Origin of the sequence: Saccharomonospora piscinae (assembly GCF_005862235.1) — a bacterium.
Taxonomy (GTDB): domain Bacteria; phylum Actinomycetota; class Actinomycetes; order Mycobacteriales; family Pseudonocardiaceae; genus Saccharomonospora; species Saccharomonospora piscinae.
Map to the genome: position 1 here is coordinate 13,473 of NZ_VCEK01000005.1, position 17,653 is coordinate 31,125.

The window sequence follows — 17,653 nt, forward strand, 5'->3', positions numbered from 1 at the left end:
CTGCCTTCCGGATCACCGCTTCCGCACCGGTTTGGGACGGGAAAGTCAGTGGCGTGCCCTGTGGCGTCGTGCACCGCAGCCGCAATGTGGGTGCGGCGGCCACTCACGCCGGGTGACGGTACCGGTCAGGCAGTCGAGTTCCAGGGTCGCGTTCCAGGTGGGCGGAGGCGTCGAGGTCGTCGGCGTCGTCCCGTGCGCGGACAGCGCGCACCGGACCTGTCCCGCGGCCAGCGCGGCGGTGCCGTGAACGCTGGTGAGGTCGGCATCCTGGTAGTGGCCCGCCAGTTGGCCCGCGATACGCGGCCAGCACGCGTCGAGTCCGGTCCGGTGGAGGTCGGCGCAGCGCAGGCAACTGCTGCGGCCCGGCACGACGAGCGGGCCGACGATGCCGATGCCGTCCCGAACCCGCGCGACCAGGTGCGGCGTTCCCGCCGCCACAAGGCCGGTGACGACCTCCGGAGCGGGGACCACGGCGTCGGTGAGCACGACCACGTCGTTGGCCCGCTCGGGACGCAGCCTCCCGAGGCGTACCTCGGGATGGGTACGCCGGGCAACGTGGCCGAGGGCGGCCTGCCGGTCGTGGCCCAGGTCGTCGTCCTGGAATCCGGAACCCAGATCGGCTTCGGCCACGACGCCGTCGGCGGCCAGGTCGAGGCGCCCCGCGCCCGCCGCGGCGAGCAGGCTGGTCACCGCCGCGGCCAGCCGACCGCTCCCGAACACGCCGATCGAACACCGGGCGAGCCCGGGTGCGCTGTGGCGTGCTGTGGTCGAGCTGGCCGACCCCGGGCGGGTGTCGCCCTGCTCGATGTCCTCGACCAGGCCGCGTTCGGCGAGTTCGACGAGGACCGCGCACAGCCGGTCCTCGTGCTCCACGCTGACCAGGTCCAGCAGTGTTGCCGTACTGCGCCGCCCGTCCAGACTGCGCAGTACGTCCACGAGCACGGGCGGCACGTCGGTGGCGACCACCGCGTGCCGGGGATCGAGGCCGATCTGGAGTTCGTCGGCGCGGCGCTCCACGACCGGGAGCCCGCGACGGAGCCGAGGACGTTGGGGCAGGGCGCCGGGCGCCTGGGGCGCTGGGGGCGCCGGGGGTGCCGTCGCCTGTGGGGGTGGTCCGGTCATGCGGCCATCGTGACCGCATGGCACCGCTTCCGCACACGCCGTGACGGAGTTGTCCACAGGGCGACACAATTGTGGACAACTCAGGGCGAACGGCGGTCGTGATCGCCGCGTTGTCGGTCTCTGGCCTTACCGTTGTCCCCGTGGCCGATGTACGGGTTCCCTCTCTCAGGAATCGCACCAGGAACACCGCTGACAAGGAACAGAAGGTCGAGGTCCGGCGGAGCGCGCGACGCCGCAGGACGGTCACCGCGTACCGGGACGGTGACACGATGATCGTGCTGATACCCGCCACCATGACCAAGGCGGAGGAACGGCACTGGGTGGCCGAGATGCAGCGCAAGCTGCAGCGGACGGAGAGCAGGCGGGCGAGCCCGGCCAGGGCGTCCGACGAGGCGCTGCTGCTGCGCTGCGCCGAACTCTCCCGGCGTTACCTCGACGGCCTCGCGCAGCCGTCCGGCGTGCGCTGGGTACCGCCGATGCGCACCCGGTGGGCTTCGTGCACTCCGGCCGACCGCACGATCCGCGTCAGCGAGCGACTCAGGGACGTGCCGTCGTGGGTGCTCGACTACGTACTCGTGCACGAGCTGGCACACCTGCGGGTCGCCGAACACAATCGCACCTTCTGGAACCTGGTCAACAGGTATCCGAAGACCGAACGGGCCATCGGATTCCTCGAAGGGCTGTCAGCGGCGGAGGGCCCGGGTGGCGCGCGACTCGACCACGCCTGACCGCCACCCGCGGTGCCGCTCAGGCGTCGCCGGGCTTGTTCCCGGCGGCGCCGGGCCCCTCGTCGGTGTCCGGGCCGGAGGAGTCCGAGTCGGCGGGGCCCGGTTCGGACTCCCGGGCCGCCCGCTCGGCGCGCTCGGTCCGCTCGAGTTCCGCGATCGGGTCGACGTCCGCGCCGAGCGCACCGCTGTCACCGAGCCGCTCGGCGAACTCCATGGGGTCGTCCAGGTCCTCGGCCCTCGGCATGAGGTCCGGGTGGGTCCACAGCGTGTCCCTTGCCTGCATCCCGTGCCGGTCACCCACGAGCTTCCACAACGCGGAGGCGGCACGCATGCGGCGGGGCCGGAGTTCGAGGCCGACCAGCGTCGCGAACGTCTGCTCGGCCGGTCCGCCCGTGGCGCGTCGGCGACGCAGCGTCTCGCGCAGTGCGTCGGCGCCGGGCAGCCGGTCGCCGATGGCCTCGGCGACCACGACGTCGACCCATCCCTCCACCAGCGCCAGCAGTGTCTCGAGCCGGTCCAGCGCCGCCTGCTGCTCCGGAGTCGTCTGCGGTTCCAGCAGGCCCGACGACATGGCCTGTTCGATGCTGGCCGGGTTGCTGGGGTCGACCTGCCCGGCGAGCTGTTCGAGCGCGGAGGTGTCGACCGTGATGCCCGAGGCGAACTCCTCGACGGTCGCGAGCAGGCGCTGCCGAAGCCACGGGACGTGCGCGAACAGCCGCTGGTGCGCGGCTTCGCGGGCGGCGAGGAAGACGAGCACCTCGCTGGTCGGTCGCTCCAGCCCCTCGGTGAACTTCTCGATGTTCTTCGGCAGCAGCGCGGACGTGTTCTCGGGGCCGAGCGGCAACCCCACATCGGTCGAGGTGAGGACCTCAGACGCCAGTGCGGCCAGCGCGTTGCCGAGCTGGGAACCGAAAGCCATACCGCCCATCTGGCCCACCATCGACAGCAGCGGGCCGGCCGCCTGCTTCGCCTCCTCGGGCAGTGCCTGCATCCACGCGCCGCTCACCTGCTTGGCCACGGGGTCGCACAGTCGCTGCCAGGTGGGCAGTGTCTTGTCGATCCAGTCCCGGGCCGTCCACGTCACGGTGGTGGACGCGCCGGCGGGCAGGATGGTGGCGCCGTCCAGCCACAGTTCGGCGAGGTGCGACGAGTCGCGCACGGCGGACTCACCCGTCGTGTCGCCCGCGCTGAACCCCAGCTGCCCCTCGGATCCCAGCCGCTGCAGCGCGATCTGCTTCGCGAGGTCGTAGTTCACCGGCCCCGAGGAACTGCCCGCCTGGCTGAGCATCTGGCCGAGCTGGCTGAGCATCTGCCCCAGTTGCTGGAAGGAGTCGGCGCCCGAGCCGGACTGCCCGCCGGAGCCCGACGAGTCGTTGTCACGGCCTTTGTCGGGGTCGGGGAGTCCGAAGCCGAACGGTGGGTTGCTCATAACTCCACCGTACGCGGATCGGACGAGCGGGGAAGAACAGACCGTGACCCGGAGCGACGACCCGCCGGACCGCCCACGACGTCGGCGGCGGGGAGGGTCCGTAGGCTGGTCGCGTGAGTGACTCCCCGGACAAGTCGGCACCCACGGACGGGCCTGCCGGACCCCCGAGGCACACCCTGCGTGACGACAACACGACGAGCACGGACCCGGACCGGGACCGCCAGCGGCGCCTGCGGCTCAGCAGGCGTGGCTGGACCATGCTCGCGAGTGGTGTTCTCGTTCTCACGTTCGCGCTGCTGGGGGCGTTCGTGCGGGTGCCGTACGTCGCGCTGGGCCCGGGACCGACCTACGACACGCTCGGCGCGGTCAACGGTTCCGAGGTGATCCGCGTCGACGGCGAGCGGACGTATCCCACCGACGGTGAACTGCGGATGACGACCGTGTCGCTCAACGACAACATGACCCTGTTCGGAGCCCTCGGGATGTGGCTCAGCGGCCGGTACGCCCTCGCACCGAGGGAGGAGTACTTCCGGCCGGGGCAGTCCGACGACGAGGTGCGCCGCGAGAACCTGCGGCAGTTCCGTAACTCGCAGAGCAACGCCGAGGTCGCCGCACTGCGCAGGCTGGGCCACCCGGTGCGGGTCGTGGTCGACCAGATCGTCGACGAGAGCCCTGCTGTGGGCGTGCTCGAACCCGGGGACCGCATCCTGCGCATCGACGGTGAGGACGTGGCCGACTCCGCCGGGGTGCGGGCGGCGCTGCGGGACACCCGCCCCGGTCAGACCGTGTCCGTCGCGGTACGGGGAGAGGACGGGCCGGAGCGGACGGAGGACATCACACTGGGCCGCCATCCGAACGGCCCCCACGGCTTCATCGGAATCCAGCCGACGGACATCGCCAACGTGCCGTTCGAGGTCGACATCGCGCTGGAGGACGTCGGCGGGCCCTCCGCGGGCCTGATGTTCGCGCTGGCGATCATGGACGAACTGACGCCGGGGGCGATGACGGGGGGCGAGCGGGTCGCGGGGACCGGCACCATCGACGCCGCGGGCAACGTCGGGGAGATCGGCGGTATCTCGTTCAAGGTGGTGGCCGCGCACGAGGCCGGAGCCACCGCGTTCCTGGTCCCCGCGGGTAACTGCGACGAGGCGGTGGCGGCGGCACCCGACGGCCTGAGCCTGGTGCGGGTCGCCACGCTCGACGACGCGGTGACCGCGTTGGAGTCACTGGCCGACGGGCGCCCGGCGACCCCCTGCGCGGGCGGCTGACGACAGGGAGCGTCAGGGCGCGAGCGTGGCGGCGAGTGCCTCGACCAGATTGGGAGCCAGTTCGGGGCTCTCGATGATCTCGTCGGTGTCGTCGGGCGCCAGACCGCGCAGTCGCATCACGCACGAGGCCGACCCGTCGCGCAGGACGGCGGCGGCGAGTCTCGCCTCGGTGCGCCGTGGATGGTCGGCCGCTGCCCTGCGTAGCCGCTGCGTGTCCTGCTCGCTCGCGGCGTCCGCGTCGACACCGGGCAGTTCCGACTCGGCGTCCGGCGGCAGGATGACGATCTCCTGCACGAGTGCGCAGCCGTGGACGGCCTCGGGCCAGGCGATGCGCCCGAGCGCCTCCGCGAGATCGCCCTCGGGTAGTTCGTCCTGTGCCACGGGGGTGAACTCGGCGTCGTCGTCGAGCTGACCTGCGAGATCAGGCTGCTCCCGCAGCAGGTCGGCCGTCGGGACCAGCGCGAACAACTGCGGGGCCTGGTTCCATCCCCCGCTCGCGACGAACTCCTCGACCTCGCGCACCAGCGCCGCTACCCTTCCGGGACCTGCCCGGTTGCCGCTCTCCGTCATGTCACCATCCTGGCAGGGAGTCGAGTGGCGCCCGGCGACGCCCGATTTGGGGCAGTTCGGGAACTCGGAGCGCGGTCCGTACAGTTAGTTAAACAAGGGGACGTTCGCAGGTCGGCGCCCCGACAACAACAGCCTTGAGACCACGGGGAGTGTGCGTAGTGGCCACCCGGCCCCCAGCCAGCCTGCCGAAACTGTCTCGGCGTGCCCGGATTCTGTTGATCATTGCGGGCGCTCTCGTCCTGCTGCTCCTGCTCGGTGCCCGGTTACTGAGCACCTACGTCGACTGGCTGTGGTACGGGGAGGTCGACGCGCGCAGCGTGTTCAGCACGATCCTGCTGACCCGGATCGCGTTGTTCTTCGTGACCGGAGCACTGGTGGGCGGCATGCTCGCGCTGAGTCTGTGGCTGGCGTACCGGTCGCGGCCCGTGTTCGTCCCCGTCACCGGTTCGGAGGATCCACTCGCGCGCTATCGCACGGTGGTGGCCGCGCGGACGAAACTCTTCGGTATCGGCATCCCGGTGGCGGTCGGCCTGATCGCGGGGGCGAGCGGACAGGCCAACTGGGAAATCGTGCAGATGTGGCTGAACGGTAGCGAGTTCGGCCAGACCGACCCGGTGTTCGGCATGGACGCCGGGTTCTTCGCCTTCGAACTGCCGTTCTACGGCTGGTTGCTGGGCTGGCTGTTCGTGGCACTGATCGTGTCGTTCTTCGCCGCGGCGATCACGCACTACCTGTTCGGCGGTATCCGCCTCGCGGGCAAGGGCGGCCAGGTGTCGGGCCCCGCCCGTGTACACCTGCTGGTCCTGATCGGCGTGTTCGTGCTGTTCAAGGCCGCCGAGTATTTCCTGGATCGCTACCAACTGCTGCTCTCGGAGCGCAACGACCTGTTCACCGGCGCCGCGTACACCGACCTCAACGCGGCGATGCCGGCCAATTTGATCCTGCTCTGTATCTCGGTGTTGTGCGCCATCGCCTTCTTCACCGGCGCGTTCCTGCGCAACATCCAGCTCCCGGCCATCGCGCTGGTGCTGCTGTTGCTCTCGGGGCTGATTCTCGGTGTCGCGTGGCCCGCGGTGCTGGAGCAGTTCTCGGTGCGCCCGAACGCGAACGAGAAGGAAGCGACCTCGATCGAGCACAACATGGCGGCGACCAAGTACGCCTACCAGCTCGACGAGCAGACGGTGGAGATCCGGGACGACTACACGGGCAACACCAACGCGTCGCCGGACGAGGTCCGGTCGGACAGCGGCACGATCCCCAACATCCGGCTGCTCGACCCGAACGTGCTGAGCTCCACGTTCACCCAGCGGGTCGGTCGTGAGAACTTCTACGGCTTCCCGGACAAGCTCGACGTCGACCGCTACACCGTGGACGGCGAGGAGCAGGCGTACATCGTCGCGGCCAAGGAGATCAACACCAGCGGTCTCGCCGAGAACCAGCAGACCTGGATCAACCGCCACCTCGTGTACACGCACGGCAACGGTTTCGTCGCCGCGCCTGCCAACACCATCGACCGTGCGCTGGAGGACGCCAACAGCGACGGTGGTTACCCGCTGGCGCGCACGAGTGACACGCAGAACCCCGAGGGCTCCGGCATCCGCGTCGAGGAGCCGCGGGTGTACTACGGCGAACTGCCCACCGACTACGCGATCGCAGGCGGGACGCCGGGACAGGCGCCGGGCGAGTACGACACCGCCAACGACCGCAGCTATCTGTACGAGGGCGAGGGGGGCGTGCCGATCGACAACCTGTTCAACCGGCTGGTCTTCGCCGCCCAGTACGGCGAGCGAAACATCCTGTTCTCCGACCAGATCAGTGACGGCGCGAAGATCATGTACCACCGTGACCCCCGCGAGCGGGTGGAGAAGGTGGCGCCGTGGCTGACAGTGGACGGTGACCCGTACCCTGCGGTGATCGACGGTCGGATCCAGTGGATCGTCGACGGGTACACCACGATCAACAACTATCCGTACTCGCAGCGCACGTCGCTCGGCGGCGCCACCCAGGACTCTCTCACCGGAGTGGCGCGGCAGGCCGACAACCGGATCAACTACATCCGGAACTCGGTGAAGGCCACGGTCGACGCGTTCGACGGCACGGTCACGATGTACGCGATGGACGAGCAGGATCCCGTGCTCAAGACGTGGATGAGCACGTTCCCCGGCCTCGTGCAGCCCAACGACCAGATCAGCGACGAGCTGCGGGCGCACTTCCGGTACCCGGAGGACATGTTCAAGGTCCAGCGGGAGCTGCTCACCAAGTACCACGTGAACAACGCGCAGGAGTTCTACTCGACCCAGACCTTCTGGAACGTGCCGCAGGACCCGACCCAGGAGGGCGCGCTCAACCCGAACACCGACGCGGACAACCAGCCGCCGTACTACATCTATGCCCAGTCACCCGGCCAGGAGCAACCGACCTTCCAGCTCACGAGCGCACTGACGCCACTGGCGCGGCAGTATCTCGCGGCGTGGGTCACCGTCTCATCCGACCCGGAGGACTACGGGAAGATGACGGTGTTGAAGCTGCCGACCGGCGGAGGCCAGCAGCTGGAGGGGCCGGTCCAGGTCCAGAACGCGTTCCAGAGTAATCCGAAGTTCACCCAGGACCGGACGTTGCTCGGCAACCAGAGTGTCGATCTCATCTACGGCAACCAGTTGACGCTTCCGGTCGCGGGCGGGTTCCTCTACGTGGAACCGGTGTACATCCAGCAGCGCAACAACCAGAGCTACCCACAGCTGGCGCGGGTGCTGGTGTCCTTCGGCGGCAAGATCGGCGTCGCGTCCACCCTGAACGAGGCCCTGGACGAGGTGTTCGGTGAGGGCACCGGCGAGGCCGCGACAGGACCGGCCGACGACGCCGGCTCCGGTGACGGTTCCGACGGCGGCAACCAGCAGGACCCGCCCGAGGACGGTCAGCAGAGCCCTCCGCCCGGCGACGGTGACGAGCAGCAGCCGCCCGCGCAGAACGGCGGCGACGGCAACCCGGAGGTCCAGCAGGCGGTGGACGACATCCAGTCCGCTCTGGAGGGTCTGCAGCAGGCTCAGCAGTCGGGTGACTTCGCCGCGCAGGGCGAGGCGCTCCAGCAGCTGGACGAGGCCGCACGGAGGTACGAGGAACTGGTCGGGTCGGGTAACTGACGTGCTCGCCCCGAACGAGTGATCGCCGGTTTCCGATGATCATGTGACGTGGAGGACACCCACTTTGCGCCCGGGGGATACCTTGGCGTAAGGTGGGTGTCACCGCACGGCGGGATCCACTCGGTGGAACTCCCCGGGACCCCCCCCTCGAAGGGGGAAACGGAGAGGTGCTAGAGTGGAAAACACAACGACGCGGGGTGGAGCAGTTCGGTAGCTCGCTGGGCTCATAACCCAGAGGTCGCAGGTTCGAATCCTGTCCCCGCTACCAGTAGACGAAGGCCCGGATCTGATGGTCCGGGCCTTCGTCGTGCGTGCCGAGCCGGATGCGCAGGGTGAACCAGGTGTTCCATTGTGGACCTCAGCATGACCACTGTGGACAGATAGCGATTTTCATGGCACGGTAGAGAGCGTGTCCGATTTGAACGCAACTGCCGCAGCACTGCTTGGTCTGCTCCATGACGGTCCCGCGACCGGTGGCGAGCTCGTCGCGGCGGCTGAGGAACGATTCGGCACGTTCTTCAGCGTCACGAGGAGTCAGGTCTACCGGGAGCTCCCCGCGCTGCACAAAGAAGGTTTCGTGCGGCTGGGTAAGCAGGGCCCCCGGTCCAGCCAGCAGTACGTCCTGACCGCAGCGGGGAAGAAGGCCTTCAAGGCGTGGCTGACCAGCGCCTCGGCCCCCGATCACCTGCGAAGCCCGCTCATCCTGCGGGTGGTGAACTCCGGGGTGCTGACGCCGAAACAGCGCGCCACCCTGTTCGACGTCGCCCGCGACACGTACAAGGCGGAGCTCGACGAGGCCAGGGCCGCGGTGAAGGCCGCGGACGACCCCGTGGAGAAGGCTGTCGCCGAGTTCGGCCAGGCGCACGCGAGGGCGGCGCTGAAGCTGCTGGACGCGGTGTCGGCCGACTGACTGGCATCCCGTCGCCTACCAGCGACGGGGCGCCGGGCAGGCGAGTCCGAGCGGCCGCCCGGAAGTGGCCGCTCGATTTGCCGTAACCTTGTGGGTTGTGAGTGCCGACTTCGAAACAGCCATGAAGGATCTCGGCGGAAAGCTGTCCCAGATCGAGGCCGTGATGGACCTGGACACGCTCCGCAGGGAGGTCGCCGAGCTGGAGGAGGAAGCCGCTCGCCCCGATCTCTGGAACGATCCGGAGGCGGCGCAGAAGGTGACCAGCCAGCTCTCGTACAAGCAGGCGGCTCTGCGACGGGTGAGTGAGCTGCGCCAGCGGGCCGATGACCTGACCGTGCTGCACGAGCTGGCCGAGGCGGAGGGCGACGCGGCGAGCCGGTCGGAGGCGGAGAGCGAGCTGGCCTCACTCGGCGGCGAGATCGACGCCCTCGAGGTGCGCACCCTGCTCTCGGGCGAGTACGACACCCGCAACGCGGTGGTGACGATCCGATCCGAGGCCGGGGGCGTGGACGCCGCCGACTGGGCGGAGATGCTGCTGCGCATGTACCTGCGGTGGGCCGAGCGGCACAGCTACCCGACCGACGTCTACGACATCTCCTACGCGGAGGAGGCGGGCATCCGCTCGGCCACGTTCAAGGTCGGCGGCCCCTACCTCTACGGCACGCTCTCGGTCGAGCAGGGCACCCACCGGCTGGTGCGGATCTCGCCGTTCGACAACCAGAGCAGGCGGCAGACGTCGTTCGCGCACGTCGAGGTGCTGCCCGAGGTGGAGGAGGTCGACCACGTCGAGGTCCCCGAGAAGGACATCCGGGTCGACGTCTACCGCTCCTCGGGCCCCGGTGGGCAGAGCGTCAACACCACGGACTCGGCGGTACGGATCACGCACCTGCCGACCGGAATCGTGGTGTCGTGCCAGAACGAGAAGTCGCAGCTGCAGAACAAGGCGGCGGCGATGAAGGTGCTACAGGCGAAGCTGTTGCAGCGCAAGAAGGCGGAGGAGCGCGCCGAGTTGGACGCGCTGCGCGACAGCGGGTCCAGCTGGGGTAACCAGATGCGCTCCTACGTGCTGCATCCCTACCAGCTGGTGAAGGACCTGCGCACCGAGCACGAGGTCGGCAACCCCTCGGCGGTGCTCGACGGCGAGCTGGACGGCTTCCTCGACGCGGGCATCCGGTGGCGCAAGCAGCAGGCCGAACTCGCCTAGGTCTCCCGGAGGCGGTAGGCAACCGAGGCTTCACCGGCTCCGACTGTAGGATGGCCGACCGTGATCCGGCTCGATAGTGTCTCCAAGGTCTACAAGACCTCCTCACGTCCGGCGCTCGCGGACGTTTCGGTCGACATGGACAAAGGCGAGTTCGTTTTTCTCATCGGCCCGTCGGGCTCCGGCAAGTCGACGTTCCTGCGCCTGTTGCTGCGGGAAGAGGTACCCAGCCGCGGGCGGGTGATGGTGTCGAACTTCGACGTCGCCAAGCTGCCCCGGCGCCGGGTTCCCCGCCTGCGCCAGACCATCGGCTGCGTGTTCCAGGACTTCCGGCTGCTGACGAACAAGACCGTGGCGGAGAACGTCGCGTTCGCTCTCGAAGTGATCGGCAAGCCCAAGAACACCATCACCAAGGTGGTGCCGGAGGTGCTGGAGCTGGTGGGGCTCGACGGGAAGTCCGACCGGATGCCGAACGAACTGTCGGGTGGTGAGCAGCAGCGCGTCGCCATCGCTCGCGCGTTCGTGAACCGCCCGCTGGTGCTGCTCGCCGACGAACCCACCGGGAACCTCGACCCCGACACCAGCCAGGACATCATGCTCCTGCTGGAACGCATCAACCGCACGGGCACCACCGTGCTGATGGCCACCCACGACCATTCCATCGTCGACTCGATGCGGCGCAGGGTCGTCGAGCTGGATCACGGTCGCGTGATCCGGGACGACCGCCGTGGGGTGTACGGCGTCGGTCGCTGACGTCGCACACCCGCCCCTTCCCCGCCCTCCCCCTCCCCGACCCCCCGACCTGAGGAAACGCCCCCGATGCGTGCCAGCTTCGTCTTCAGTGAGGTCATCACCGGCCTGCGCCGGAACGTCACGATGACCATCGCGATGATTCTCACCACCGCGATCTCCCTCGGGATGTTCGGCGGTGGGCTGCTGTTCGTCCGCACGATCGACAAGATGCAGGCGAACTATCTCGACGACGTCGAGGTGACGGTCTACCTGAACGACGAGGTCAGCGACAACGACTCGGCGTGCTCGTCGACGACGTGTACGACGTTGCGGCAGTCGCTGGAGACCAACCCGGCGGTCGAGTCGGTGGTGTACGAGAACCGCGATCAGGCGTACCAGCGGTTCCAGGAGATCTTCGAGGGGCAGCCGGATCTGGTGGAGCTGGCGCGCCCGGAGTCGCTGCCGGCGTCGCTGCACGTGAAGTTGTTCAACCCCGAGCGCAGTGACGTCATCGTGCAGGAGTTCTCCGCGATGGAGGGTGTCGACAGCGTCGATGACCAGAACAAGTTCCTGGACCGCTTCTTCGGGCTGCTGAACGCGGGGCGCAACGGGACCTTCATCGTCGCGTTGATCGCCGCACTGGCCGCGGTGCTGCTGATCGCGAACACCATTCAGGTCTCGGCTTTCACGCGGCGCACCGAGGTCGGCATCATGCGGCTGGTGGGGGCGACCCGGTGGTACACGCAGCTGCCGTTCCTGCTGGAGGCGGTGGTCGCCGGCGTCCTCGGCGCGATCATCGGCACCGGGGGGCTGGTGGCGTTGAAGTACCTCGTGCTCGACTCGATCCTGGCCACGACGGGCGGTGTCATCCCGCCCATCCTGCTGACCGACGTCCTCTTCCCGGTGTCGATCATTCTGCTCGGCGTGTCCGTGTTGATCTCGTCGGTGACGGGGTACGTGACGCTGCGACTGTACGTCCGGCACTAAAGGGGTCGGGGCAACCCGCGCCGGGGAGATACAGTCGAAGCATGGCGAAGGAAAGCGGTCGCAAGGTGATCGTGTCGAACCGTCGTGCCCGGCACGACTACACGATCGTCGACACCTACGAGGCCGGGGTCGCTCTGGCGGGCACCGAGGTCAAGAGCCTGCGGGCGGGCAAGGCCTCGCTCGCGGACTCGTTCGCGACCGTGGACGACGGCGAGGTCTTCCTGCGGGGGCTGCACATCCCCGAGTACTCGTACGGCACGTGGACCAACCACGAACCGCGGCGCAAGCGCAAACTGCTGCTGCACCGCAGGGAGATCGAGAAGCTCATCGGCAAGACGAAGGAGACCGGGTTCAGCCTCGTCCCGTTGTCGATGTACTTCAAGGACGGCAAGGTCAAGGTCGAGCTCGCGCTGGCGAAGGGCCGCAAGGCCCACGACAAGCGCCAGGCGATCGCCAAACGGGACGCGCAGCGGGAGATGGCCAAAGCCATGGGGCGGGCCGCGAAGGGCAAGTACCGCCGGTGATCCCGCCGGAGGACGACGGCCCCGGGCCTCGGACCGACGACGAGGTGGCGGGCTGGGTTCGCTCCCTCGGCCTTCCCGGGCTCGTGGACATCCACGTGCATTTCCTGCCCGAGCGGATGCTGACCAAGGTGTGGGAGTACTTCGACCGGGCCGAGGACCACTACGGCCTGCGGTGGCCGGTGCGGTACCGGCTACCGGAGCCGGAGCGGCTCGACGCGCTGCGCTCGGTGGGCGTCCGCGCGTTCGCGCCGCTGGTCTACCCGCACAAGCCGGGGATGGCCGCCTGGCTGAACGGCTGGGCACGCGACTTCGCGGACGGGGTCCCTGAGGCGGTGCCGACGGCGACGGTGTATCCGGAGCCGTCGGCGCAGCGTGATGTGGCCGCCGCCGTGGCCGCGGGCGCCCGGTGCGTCAAGGCCCACGTCCAGGTGGGGGCGTACGACCCGGCCGACGAGGCGTTGGACGCGGTGTGGGGACTGCTCGCCGAGGCGGGAGTGCCCGTGGTCGTTCACTGCGGGCACGGACCGCTGCGCGGCGCCCACACCGGACTCGACGTGTTCGAGCGGGTGCTGCGGCGGCATCCCCGGCTGGTGGCGGTGCTCGCACACGCGGGCATGCCCGAGTACGACCTGGCGCTGTCATTGGTGCAGCGTTACGACCGGGTGTATCTGGACACCACGATGGTCGGTGTGCCGTTCACCGAGGAGTTCATGCCGGTGCCGGGGGACTGGCCCCGGCGGCTCGCGGGCATCGCCGACCGGGTGGTGCTCGGCACCGACTTCCCGAACATCCCCTACACCTACGCCACCCAGTTGCGGGCCGTGGCGGCGTGGGCGGAGGCAGACCCCGGGCTGGGGGAGCCGTTCCTGCGCGCCGTACTGCATGACACCCCCGCCCGCCTACTCGGCATGTGACGCCGGTTGCGCAGCGACGGGGCACGGGTCTGGGTGAGCGCGTAGGCGAGGACGAGCAGAGCGGCCCACGGCCACGGTGTGGCGGCGAATCCCGTGGCGGCCAGTGCCAGTGTGCCCGTCGCGCCCAGGACCGCGGCGGTGACGAGCCGGGCCGGTGAGGCGGAGGCCGCCCGCGGCGTGGTGGTCTCGAATCGGGTGACGGCACGTAGCACCGCCCACAACAGCACCGCCGCCGACAGCAGCCAGCCTGGGAGTGTGACCAGCCAACTCGCCGTGCCCGGCTCGGGGGTCGCGAAGCCGAATCCCAGCACGGTGATCCCGGTGAGCACTATGAGCGCGGGCATGTGCCACAGGTAGACGCTCATGAACCGGGCGCCGAGCCAGTTCAGGGCCGGGGCGACGGCGGGGCGCTGTGCCCAGGCATCCAGGGCGGGGCGCAGGGCGAGTACGAGCCCGAGCTGGCCGACCGCCAGCGGCACCAGAACCACAGCGGGCGGGCTCATGTTGGACATCGCGGCTCCCGGCATGCCGATCATGCTGGTGGCATACGGTCCGAACGCGACGAGCACGGCCGTGCCGCCGAAGCCCACCGCCGACGCGGCGAGTGCCGTGCGCCGGGACAGCGACCGCAGCGTGCCGTCGGCGTAGAAGAAGCCGAGCTGGTGTACGGCGAACCACACGAAACCCGCGTTGAGGTAGCCGATGTAGGGCACGCCGTCGAACCGGGCGATGTCCACCAGCGCCGCGGCGGCCGTGAGGGCGAGCGGTACCGCCCAGCGCCAGTGCCGATGGGCGTGTTCCAGTACGGGCGTGACCAGGATCGTGAGCAGGTAGACGCCGAGGAACCAGAGCAGCTGCGCGGCGATGCTCCCGGCGACGGCCACCGGCTGCTCGGCTACCCCGAACAGCCGCAGTGCCGTCGGCACGGCCAGCCAGACGGCGAGCAACGGCAGCAGCGGGAACAGCAGCCTGCGAAGCCGGCTCGACAGCCAGGCCGTGCTCGACGAGGCACGGCCGAGCGAGAGGTGGTTGGCGGCCCCGCCCGCGAAGAAGACCAGCGGCATCACCTGGGACAGCCAGGTCACCACCCACCAGCCCGGCGTGGTGAAGGCGTTGCCCGTGGCGAGCTGCCCGTCGTCGTAGGACAGCACCGGCATCGTCCAGTGCTGCGCGACGACGGCCACGATGGCGAGGGCGCGGATCGCGTCGAGGAAACGGTCGCGGGTCGGCACGTCGGTCGCCGCGGACGGCAGGCTCAGCGTCATGCACCGAGCCTGTCGTCTCGGCGTGGCAGGCACAGCGGTGCGGGCAGGCGTCTTCGGGGTGGGGCTCACTCGCGGCGGACGGTGGGGCCCGCCCTACCGCACCGACCCCTTCCACTCACCACAGTGGACGCAGTGGGACGGGTGCGCCGCCTGCCGTGTCGTGGGTGAGGGTGGCGATGTCCGCACGCAGCTGCTCAAGCCGTTCGCTGCCGATGAGCTCCGCCCAGCGCTGCTCGACTTCCCGCCACACCTGCGTGACGCGCTGGACGCAGGCCCACCCGCGAGGCGTGAGCGAGACGAGGCGGCTGCGCCGGTCGTGCGGGTGGGGTGTGCGGGCGACGTAGCCCCGCCGTTCGAGTTCGTCGACGAGCTGCACGGCGGCCTGCTTGGTGATTCCCAGATGGTCACCGAGCTGCACGGCGGTCGCCGAGCGGTGGAACGAGAGGTACTGGAACACGAATCCGTGGGCGGGCCGGACGTCGTCGAAGCCCTCGGCCGCGAGACGGTCGTGCACGTGGTCCATCACGGCACGGAACGCGGTCGCGAAGAGCATCGGGAGTTCCCCGTCGGCCATATAGTCAACTTCCTTGACTGTTTTGGGAGGGCTCTCTACTGTAGAGATAGTAAAGCTCATTGACTATTGATGGAGGTTCGCATGGCCGTGGTGACGCGCGCGCAGGCGCCACGATTCGAGCGCACCGGCTTCACGTTTCACCCACTCGCGGTGCCCAGCCGTGGCTCGACACAGCTTGCCGTGTGGGCGCTCGACGCCGCACCCGGCGCGCGCAGCGAGCGCCACACCGTGGACGTCGAGGAGGTCTTCGTCCTCCACGACGGGGCGGTGACGATCGAACTGGGGGACACGGCCGAGCCGCTGAGCCCCGGTGACGCCGCGATCGTGCCGCCCGACGTCCCGGTCCGCCTGCACAACACCGGAGAGGTGCCGGCCTCACTGACCGTGTGTACCTCGGCCGGAATCCGCGGCACGGTCAACGGCGTGAGTATCGATCCGCCCTGGTCGCGGTGAGCGCTCAGCGGCCAAGGTAGGTCAGCACCGCCCGCACCCGCCGGTGCTCGGTGTCGCTGGTCTCCAGGCCGAGCTTCGCGAAGATGTTGCCGATGTGTTTTTCCACCGCGCCGTGCGACACGACGAGCCGGGCCGCGATGGCGCTGTTGGTCATCCCCTGCGCCATCAGGCCCAGCACCTCGGACTCCCGAGGGGTCAACGACGCCAGCGGGTCGCGACGGCCACGCGCCATCAGCTGGGCGATCACGTCGGGATCGATCGCGGTGCCTCCCGAGGACACCCGGTGGATCGCGTCGAGGAACTCGGCGACGTCCGCGACGCGCTCCTTCAACAGGTAGCCCACCCCGCCCGCGCCCGCCGACAGCAGCTCCACGGCGTAGGTCTCCTCGACGTACTGTGAGAGCACCAGCACGGGCAGCCCCGGGACCAGCTCCCGGGCCCGCAGCGCCGCTCGCAGTCCCTCGTCCGTGAACGTCGGAGGCATGCGCACGTCCACGAGCGCGAGATCCGGACGGTGGGTCTCCACTGCCGCGACCAGGTGGTCACCATTGTCCACAGCGGCCACGGTGGTGATCCCGTCGTCGGCGAGCAGTCGTTGCACCCCCTCGCGCAGCAGGACGGCGTCCTCGGCGATGACCACTCGCATACGTGCTCCCCAGGTGCTGTGCCCAGCTCACCACGTACACGGCAGGTCCGCTCTCACGACCGTGGGGCCGCCGGGTGGGCTGACGACGGAAACGGTGCCGTCTATGGTGGCAGCCCGGTCGGCCAGCCCGGCGAGGCCACCGTCGCGGCGCAGGGACGCGCCGCCCCGGCCGTTGTCGGTGACCTCCACGACGACCCGTTCCGCCTCGCGCCACACCGCGACCCGCGCGTGGCCGGCGCCCGAGTGTTTGGCGATGTTGGTGAGCGACTCGCCCACGATGAAGTACGCGGTGGTCTCCACCGCGGCCGGTGGGCGGGGCTCCACGTCGACCGAGACGTCCACCGGCACCGGCGACTTCGCGGCCTGCGCCGACAACGCCGCGTCGAGTCCCCGGTCGGCCAGCACGGCCGGGTAGATCCCCCTGGCGAGGTCGCGCAGCTCCGACACGGCGAGCTTCGCATCCGTGTGCGCCTCGTCGATCAGCTCGCGCAGGGCGTCGGGGGCGGCCGGGTCACCGACCTTCGCCCTGGCCCTGCCGAGCGTCATGGCCACCGAGACCAGCCGCTGCTGCGCGCCGTCGTGCAGGTCGCGTTCGATGCGGCGGCGCTCGGCCTCGGCGGCGTCCACGCCGCGCGCCCTGGACGCCTGGAGCCGTTGCGCCTTCGCCTCGGCGCGGCGGGCCCTCGGCGGGCCGAGCAGGGCGTGCGCGAGCTGCGCGTGCAGCCAGCCCAGCGACGGCACCACCCAGATCGCCACGGGAACCAGCACGATGCCCACCAGCCCGACCGCGAACTCGATGACTCCCAGCGGGAACGCGATCATCAGGTAGCCGAGATCCCGCCAGGTGGTCGGGTCCGTGAGCCGGGTCAGCCACCGGCGCACCCAGCCGCCGACCTCGGGCGCCCGTTCCGTGCGGGGGATCTCGACCGGCAGCGTCGCCCGCACCCAACGTCGTTCGAGGTCGCCGAAGCCGCGGACGAGCCACGTGGTGGCCATGAGGATCGGGATACCGACCCAGATCACCGTCGTGGCGGCCCCCACCAGCGCGCCGCACACGATGAGCACGAACTGCACCAGCCGCAGCGGGAAGCTCGCCACCATGAACAGCAGCGCCCGCAACGTCCGGGCGAGTCCCGGTCCGGCGCCGGTGTCGCCAGGTGCGGATCTCGCGTCCGGCACGTGCGGGTCCT

17 protein-coding genes and 1 tRNA gene are annotated in these 17,653 nt (G+C 69.7%); 11 read left to right on the forward strand and 7 right to left on the reverse strand.

Going from position 1 to position 17,653, the window contains the following annotated elements:
- Nucleotides 1-45 precede the first annotated feature (45 nt).
- Nucleotides 46-1,122, reverse strand: a complete 1,077-nt coding sequence (locus tag FFT09_RS19565; protein ID WP_244231426.1) for a hypothetical protein — start codon at nt 1,120-1,122, stop codon at nt 46-48.
- A 110-nt stretch (nt 1,123-1,232) separates the two neighbouring features.
- On the opposite strand from FFT09_RS19565, the gene FFT09_RS19570 reads away from it, so the two are divergent.
- Complete coding sequence (locus FFT09_RS19570; protein WP_081194535.1) at nt 1,233-1,850, forward strand: M48 metallopeptidase family protein; 618 nt, start codon at nt 1,233-1,235, stop codon at nt 1,848-1,850.
- A gap of 19 nt (nt 1,851-1,869) precedes the next feature.
- On the opposite strand, the gene FFT09_RS19575 is transcribed toward FFT09_RS19570, so the two are convergent.
- A complete protein-coding gene (locus tag FFT09_RS19575) occupies nt 1,870-3,279 on the reverse strand; it encodes a zinc-dependent metalloprotease (RefSeq protein ID WP_138383602.1) in 1,410 nt (469 codons plus the stop codon).
- 113 nt (nt 3,280-3,392) lie between these two features.
- On the opposite strand from FFT09_RS19575, the gene FFT09_RS19580 reads away from it, so the two are divergent.
- A complete protein-coding gene (locus FFT09_RS19580) occupies nt 3,393-4,547 on the forward strand; it encodes a YlbL family protein (protein WP_244231427.1) in 1,155 nt (384 codons plus the stop codon).
- A 12-nt stretch (nt 4,548-4,559) separates the two neighbouring features.
- Here FFT09_RS19580 and FFT09_RS19585 read toward each other — a convergent pair whose 3' ends face one another.
- A complete protein-coding gene (locus FFT09_RS19585; RefSeq protein WP_138383603.1) occupies nt 4,560-5,117 on the reverse strand; it encodes a PPA1309 family protein in 558 nt (185 codons plus the stop codon).
- A 158-nt stretch (nt 5,118-5,275) separates the two neighbouring features.
- On the opposite strand from FFT09_RS19585, the gene FFT09_RS19590 reads away from it, so the two are divergent.
- The 8 genes from FFT09_RS19590 to FFT09_RS19625 all read left to right on the forward strand — a co-directional run bounded on the left by FFT09_RS19590 (nt 5,276) and on the right by FFT09_RS19625 (nt 13,525).
- The gene (locus FFT09_RS19590) at nt 5,276-8,257 is read left to right on the forward strand and encodes a UPF0182 family protein (RefSeq protein WP_138383604.1); all 2,982 of its coding nucleotides are present in this window, start codon (nt 5,276-5,278) and stop codon (nt 8,255-8,257) included.
- A gap of 191 nt (nt 8,258-8,448) precedes the next feature.
- Nucleotides 8,449-8,525 (forward strand) — tRNA-Met (locus tag FFT09_RS19595).
- Nucleotides 8,526-8,666: 141 nt separating this feature from the next.
- Entirely contained in the window at nt 8,667-9,167 is a 501-nt protein-coding gene (locus tag FFT09_RS19600; RefSeq protein WP_024876863.1) for a PadR family transcriptional regulator, read from the forward strand.
- Between the two features lie 97 nt (nt 9,168-9,264).
- Complete coding sequence (gene prfB, locus FFT09_RS19605) at nt 9,265-10,371, forward strand: peptide chain release factor 2 (RefSeq protein WP_081193914.1); 1,107 nt, start codon at nt 9,265-9,267, stop codon at nt 10,369-10,371.
- A gap of 60 nt (nt 10,372-10,431) precedes the next feature.
- Complete coding sequence (ftsE, locus tag FFT09_RS19610) at nt 10,432-11,121, forward strand: cell division ATP-binding protein FtsE (RefSeq protein ID WP_024876861.1); 690 nt, start codon at nt 10,432-10,434, stop codon at nt 11,119-11,121.
- Between the two features lie 66 nt (nt 11,122-11,187).
- Complete coding sequence (ftsX, locus tag FFT09_RS19615; RefSeq protein ID WP_081193916.1) at nt 11,188-12,087, forward strand: permease-like cell division protein FtsX; 900 nt, start codon at nt 11,188-11,190, stop codon at nt 12,085-12,087.
- 41 nt (nt 12,088-12,128) lie between these two features.
- A complete protein-coding gene (gene smpB, locus FFT09_RS19620; RefSeq protein ID WP_024876859.1) occupies nt 12,129-12,611 on the forward strand; it encodes an SsrA-binding protein SmpB in 483 nt (160 codons plus the stop codon).
- Complete coding sequence (locus tag FFT09_RS19625; protein WP_138383715.1) at nt 12,611-13,525, forward strand: amidohydrolase family protein; 915 nt, start codon at nt 12,611-12,613, stop codon at nt 13,523-13,525. The genes smpB and FFT09_RS19625 overlap by 1 nt, the downstream gene beginning before the upstream one ends.
- Here FFT09_RS19625 and FFT09_RS19630 read toward each other — a convergent pair.
- Together FFT09_RS19630 and FFT09_RS19635 are read right to left on the reverse strand one after the other, a co-directional pair.
- Nucleotides 13,411-14,790 (reverse strand): acyltransferase family protein, encoded by a 1,380-nt coding sequence (locus tag FFT09_RS19630; RefSeq protein WP_138383605.1) that lies wholly within the window; start codon nt 14,788-14,790, stop codon nt 13,411-13,413. The genes FFT09_RS19625 and FFT09_RS19630 overlap by 115 nt on opposite strands.
- A 115-nt stretch (nt 14,791-14,905) precedes the next feature.
- Complete coding sequence (locus tag FFT09_RS19635; RefSeq protein ID WP_024876857.1) at nt 14,906-15,364, reverse strand: MarR family winged helix-turn-helix transcriptional regulator; 459 nt, start codon at nt 15,362-15,364, stop codon at nt 14,906-14,908.
- Between the two features lie 81 nt (nt 15,365-15,445).
- Here FFT09_RS19635 and FFT09_RS19640 point away from each other — a divergent pair, with 81 nt between their 5' ends.
- A complete protein-coding gene (locus FFT09_RS19640) occupies nt 15,446-15,817 on the forward strand; it encodes a cupin domain-containing protein (RefSeq protein ID WP_024876856.1) in 372 nt (123 codons plus the stop codon).
- A 4-nt stretch (nt 15,818-15,821) separates the two neighbouring features.
- On the opposite strand, the gene FFT09_RS19645 is transcribed toward FFT09_RS19640, so the two are convergent.
- Both FFT09_RS19645 and FFT09_RS19650 read right to left on the reverse strand, forming a co-directional pair.
- Nucleotides 15,822-16,463 carry a response regulator transcription factor gene (locus FFT09_RS19645; RefSeq protein ID WP_081193924.1) on the reverse strand — a complete coding sequence of 214 codons (642 nt, stop codon included), beginning with the start codon at nt 16,461-16,463 and terminating at the stop codon, nt 15,822-15,824.
- A 27-nt stretch (nt 16,464-16,490) separates the two neighbouring features.
- Complete coding sequence (locus FFT09_RS19650) at nt 16,491-17,564, reverse strand: sensor histidine kinase (RefSeq protein ID WP_208544476.1); 1,074 nt, start codon at nt 17,562-17,564, stop codon at nt 16,491-16,493.
- Between the last annotated feature and the right edge of the window lie 89 nt (nt 17,565-17,653).

What these genes read in the sequence shown, in the direction of transcription:
- FFT09_RS19640 (WP_024876856.1), top strand. Translation starts at nt 15,446, where the DNA reads ATGGCCGTGGTGACGCGCGCGCAGGCGCCACGATTCGAGCGCACCGGC.
- FFT09_RS19635 (WP_024876857.1), bottom strand. Translation starts at nt 15,364, where the DNA reads ATGGCCGACGGGGAACTCCCGATGCTCTTCGCGACCGCGTTCCGTGCC.
- FFT09_RS19575 (WP_138383602.1), bottom strand. Translation starts at nt 3,279, where the DNA reads ATGAGCAACCCACCGTTCGGCTTCGGACTCCCCGACCCCGACAAAGGC.
- FFT09_RS19585 (WP_138383603.1), bottom strand. Translation starts at nt 5,117, where the DNA reads ATGACGGAGAGCGGCAACCGGGCAGGTCCCGGAAGGGTAGCGGCGCTG.
- FFT09_RS19650 (WP_208544476.1), bottom strand. Translation starts at nt 17,564, where the DNA reads ATGGTGGCGAGCTTCCCGCTGCGGCTGGTGCAGTTCGTGCTCATCGTG.
- smpB (WP_024876859.1), top strand. Translation starts at nt 12,129, where the DNA reads ATGGCGAAGGAAAGCGGTCGCAAGGTGATCGTGTCGAACCGTCGTGCC.
- FFT09_RS19630 (WP_138383605.1), bottom strand. Translation starts at nt 14,790, where the DNA reads ATGACGCTGAGCCTGCCGTCCGCGGCGACCGACGTGCCGACCCGCGAC.
- FFT09_RS19645 (WP_081193924.1), bottom strand. Translation starts at nt 16,463, where the DNA reads ATGCGAGTGGTCATCGCCGAGGACGCCGTCCTGCTGCGCGAGGGGGTG.
- FFT09_RS19565 (WP_244231426.1), bottom strand. Translation starts at nt 1,122, where the DNA reads ATGACCGGACCACCCCCACAGGCGACGGCACCCCCGGCGCCCCCAGCG.
- ftsX (WP_081193916.1), top strand. Translation starts at nt 11,188, where the DNA reads ATGCGTGCCAGCTTCGTCTTCAGTGAGGTCATCACCGGCCTGCGCCGG.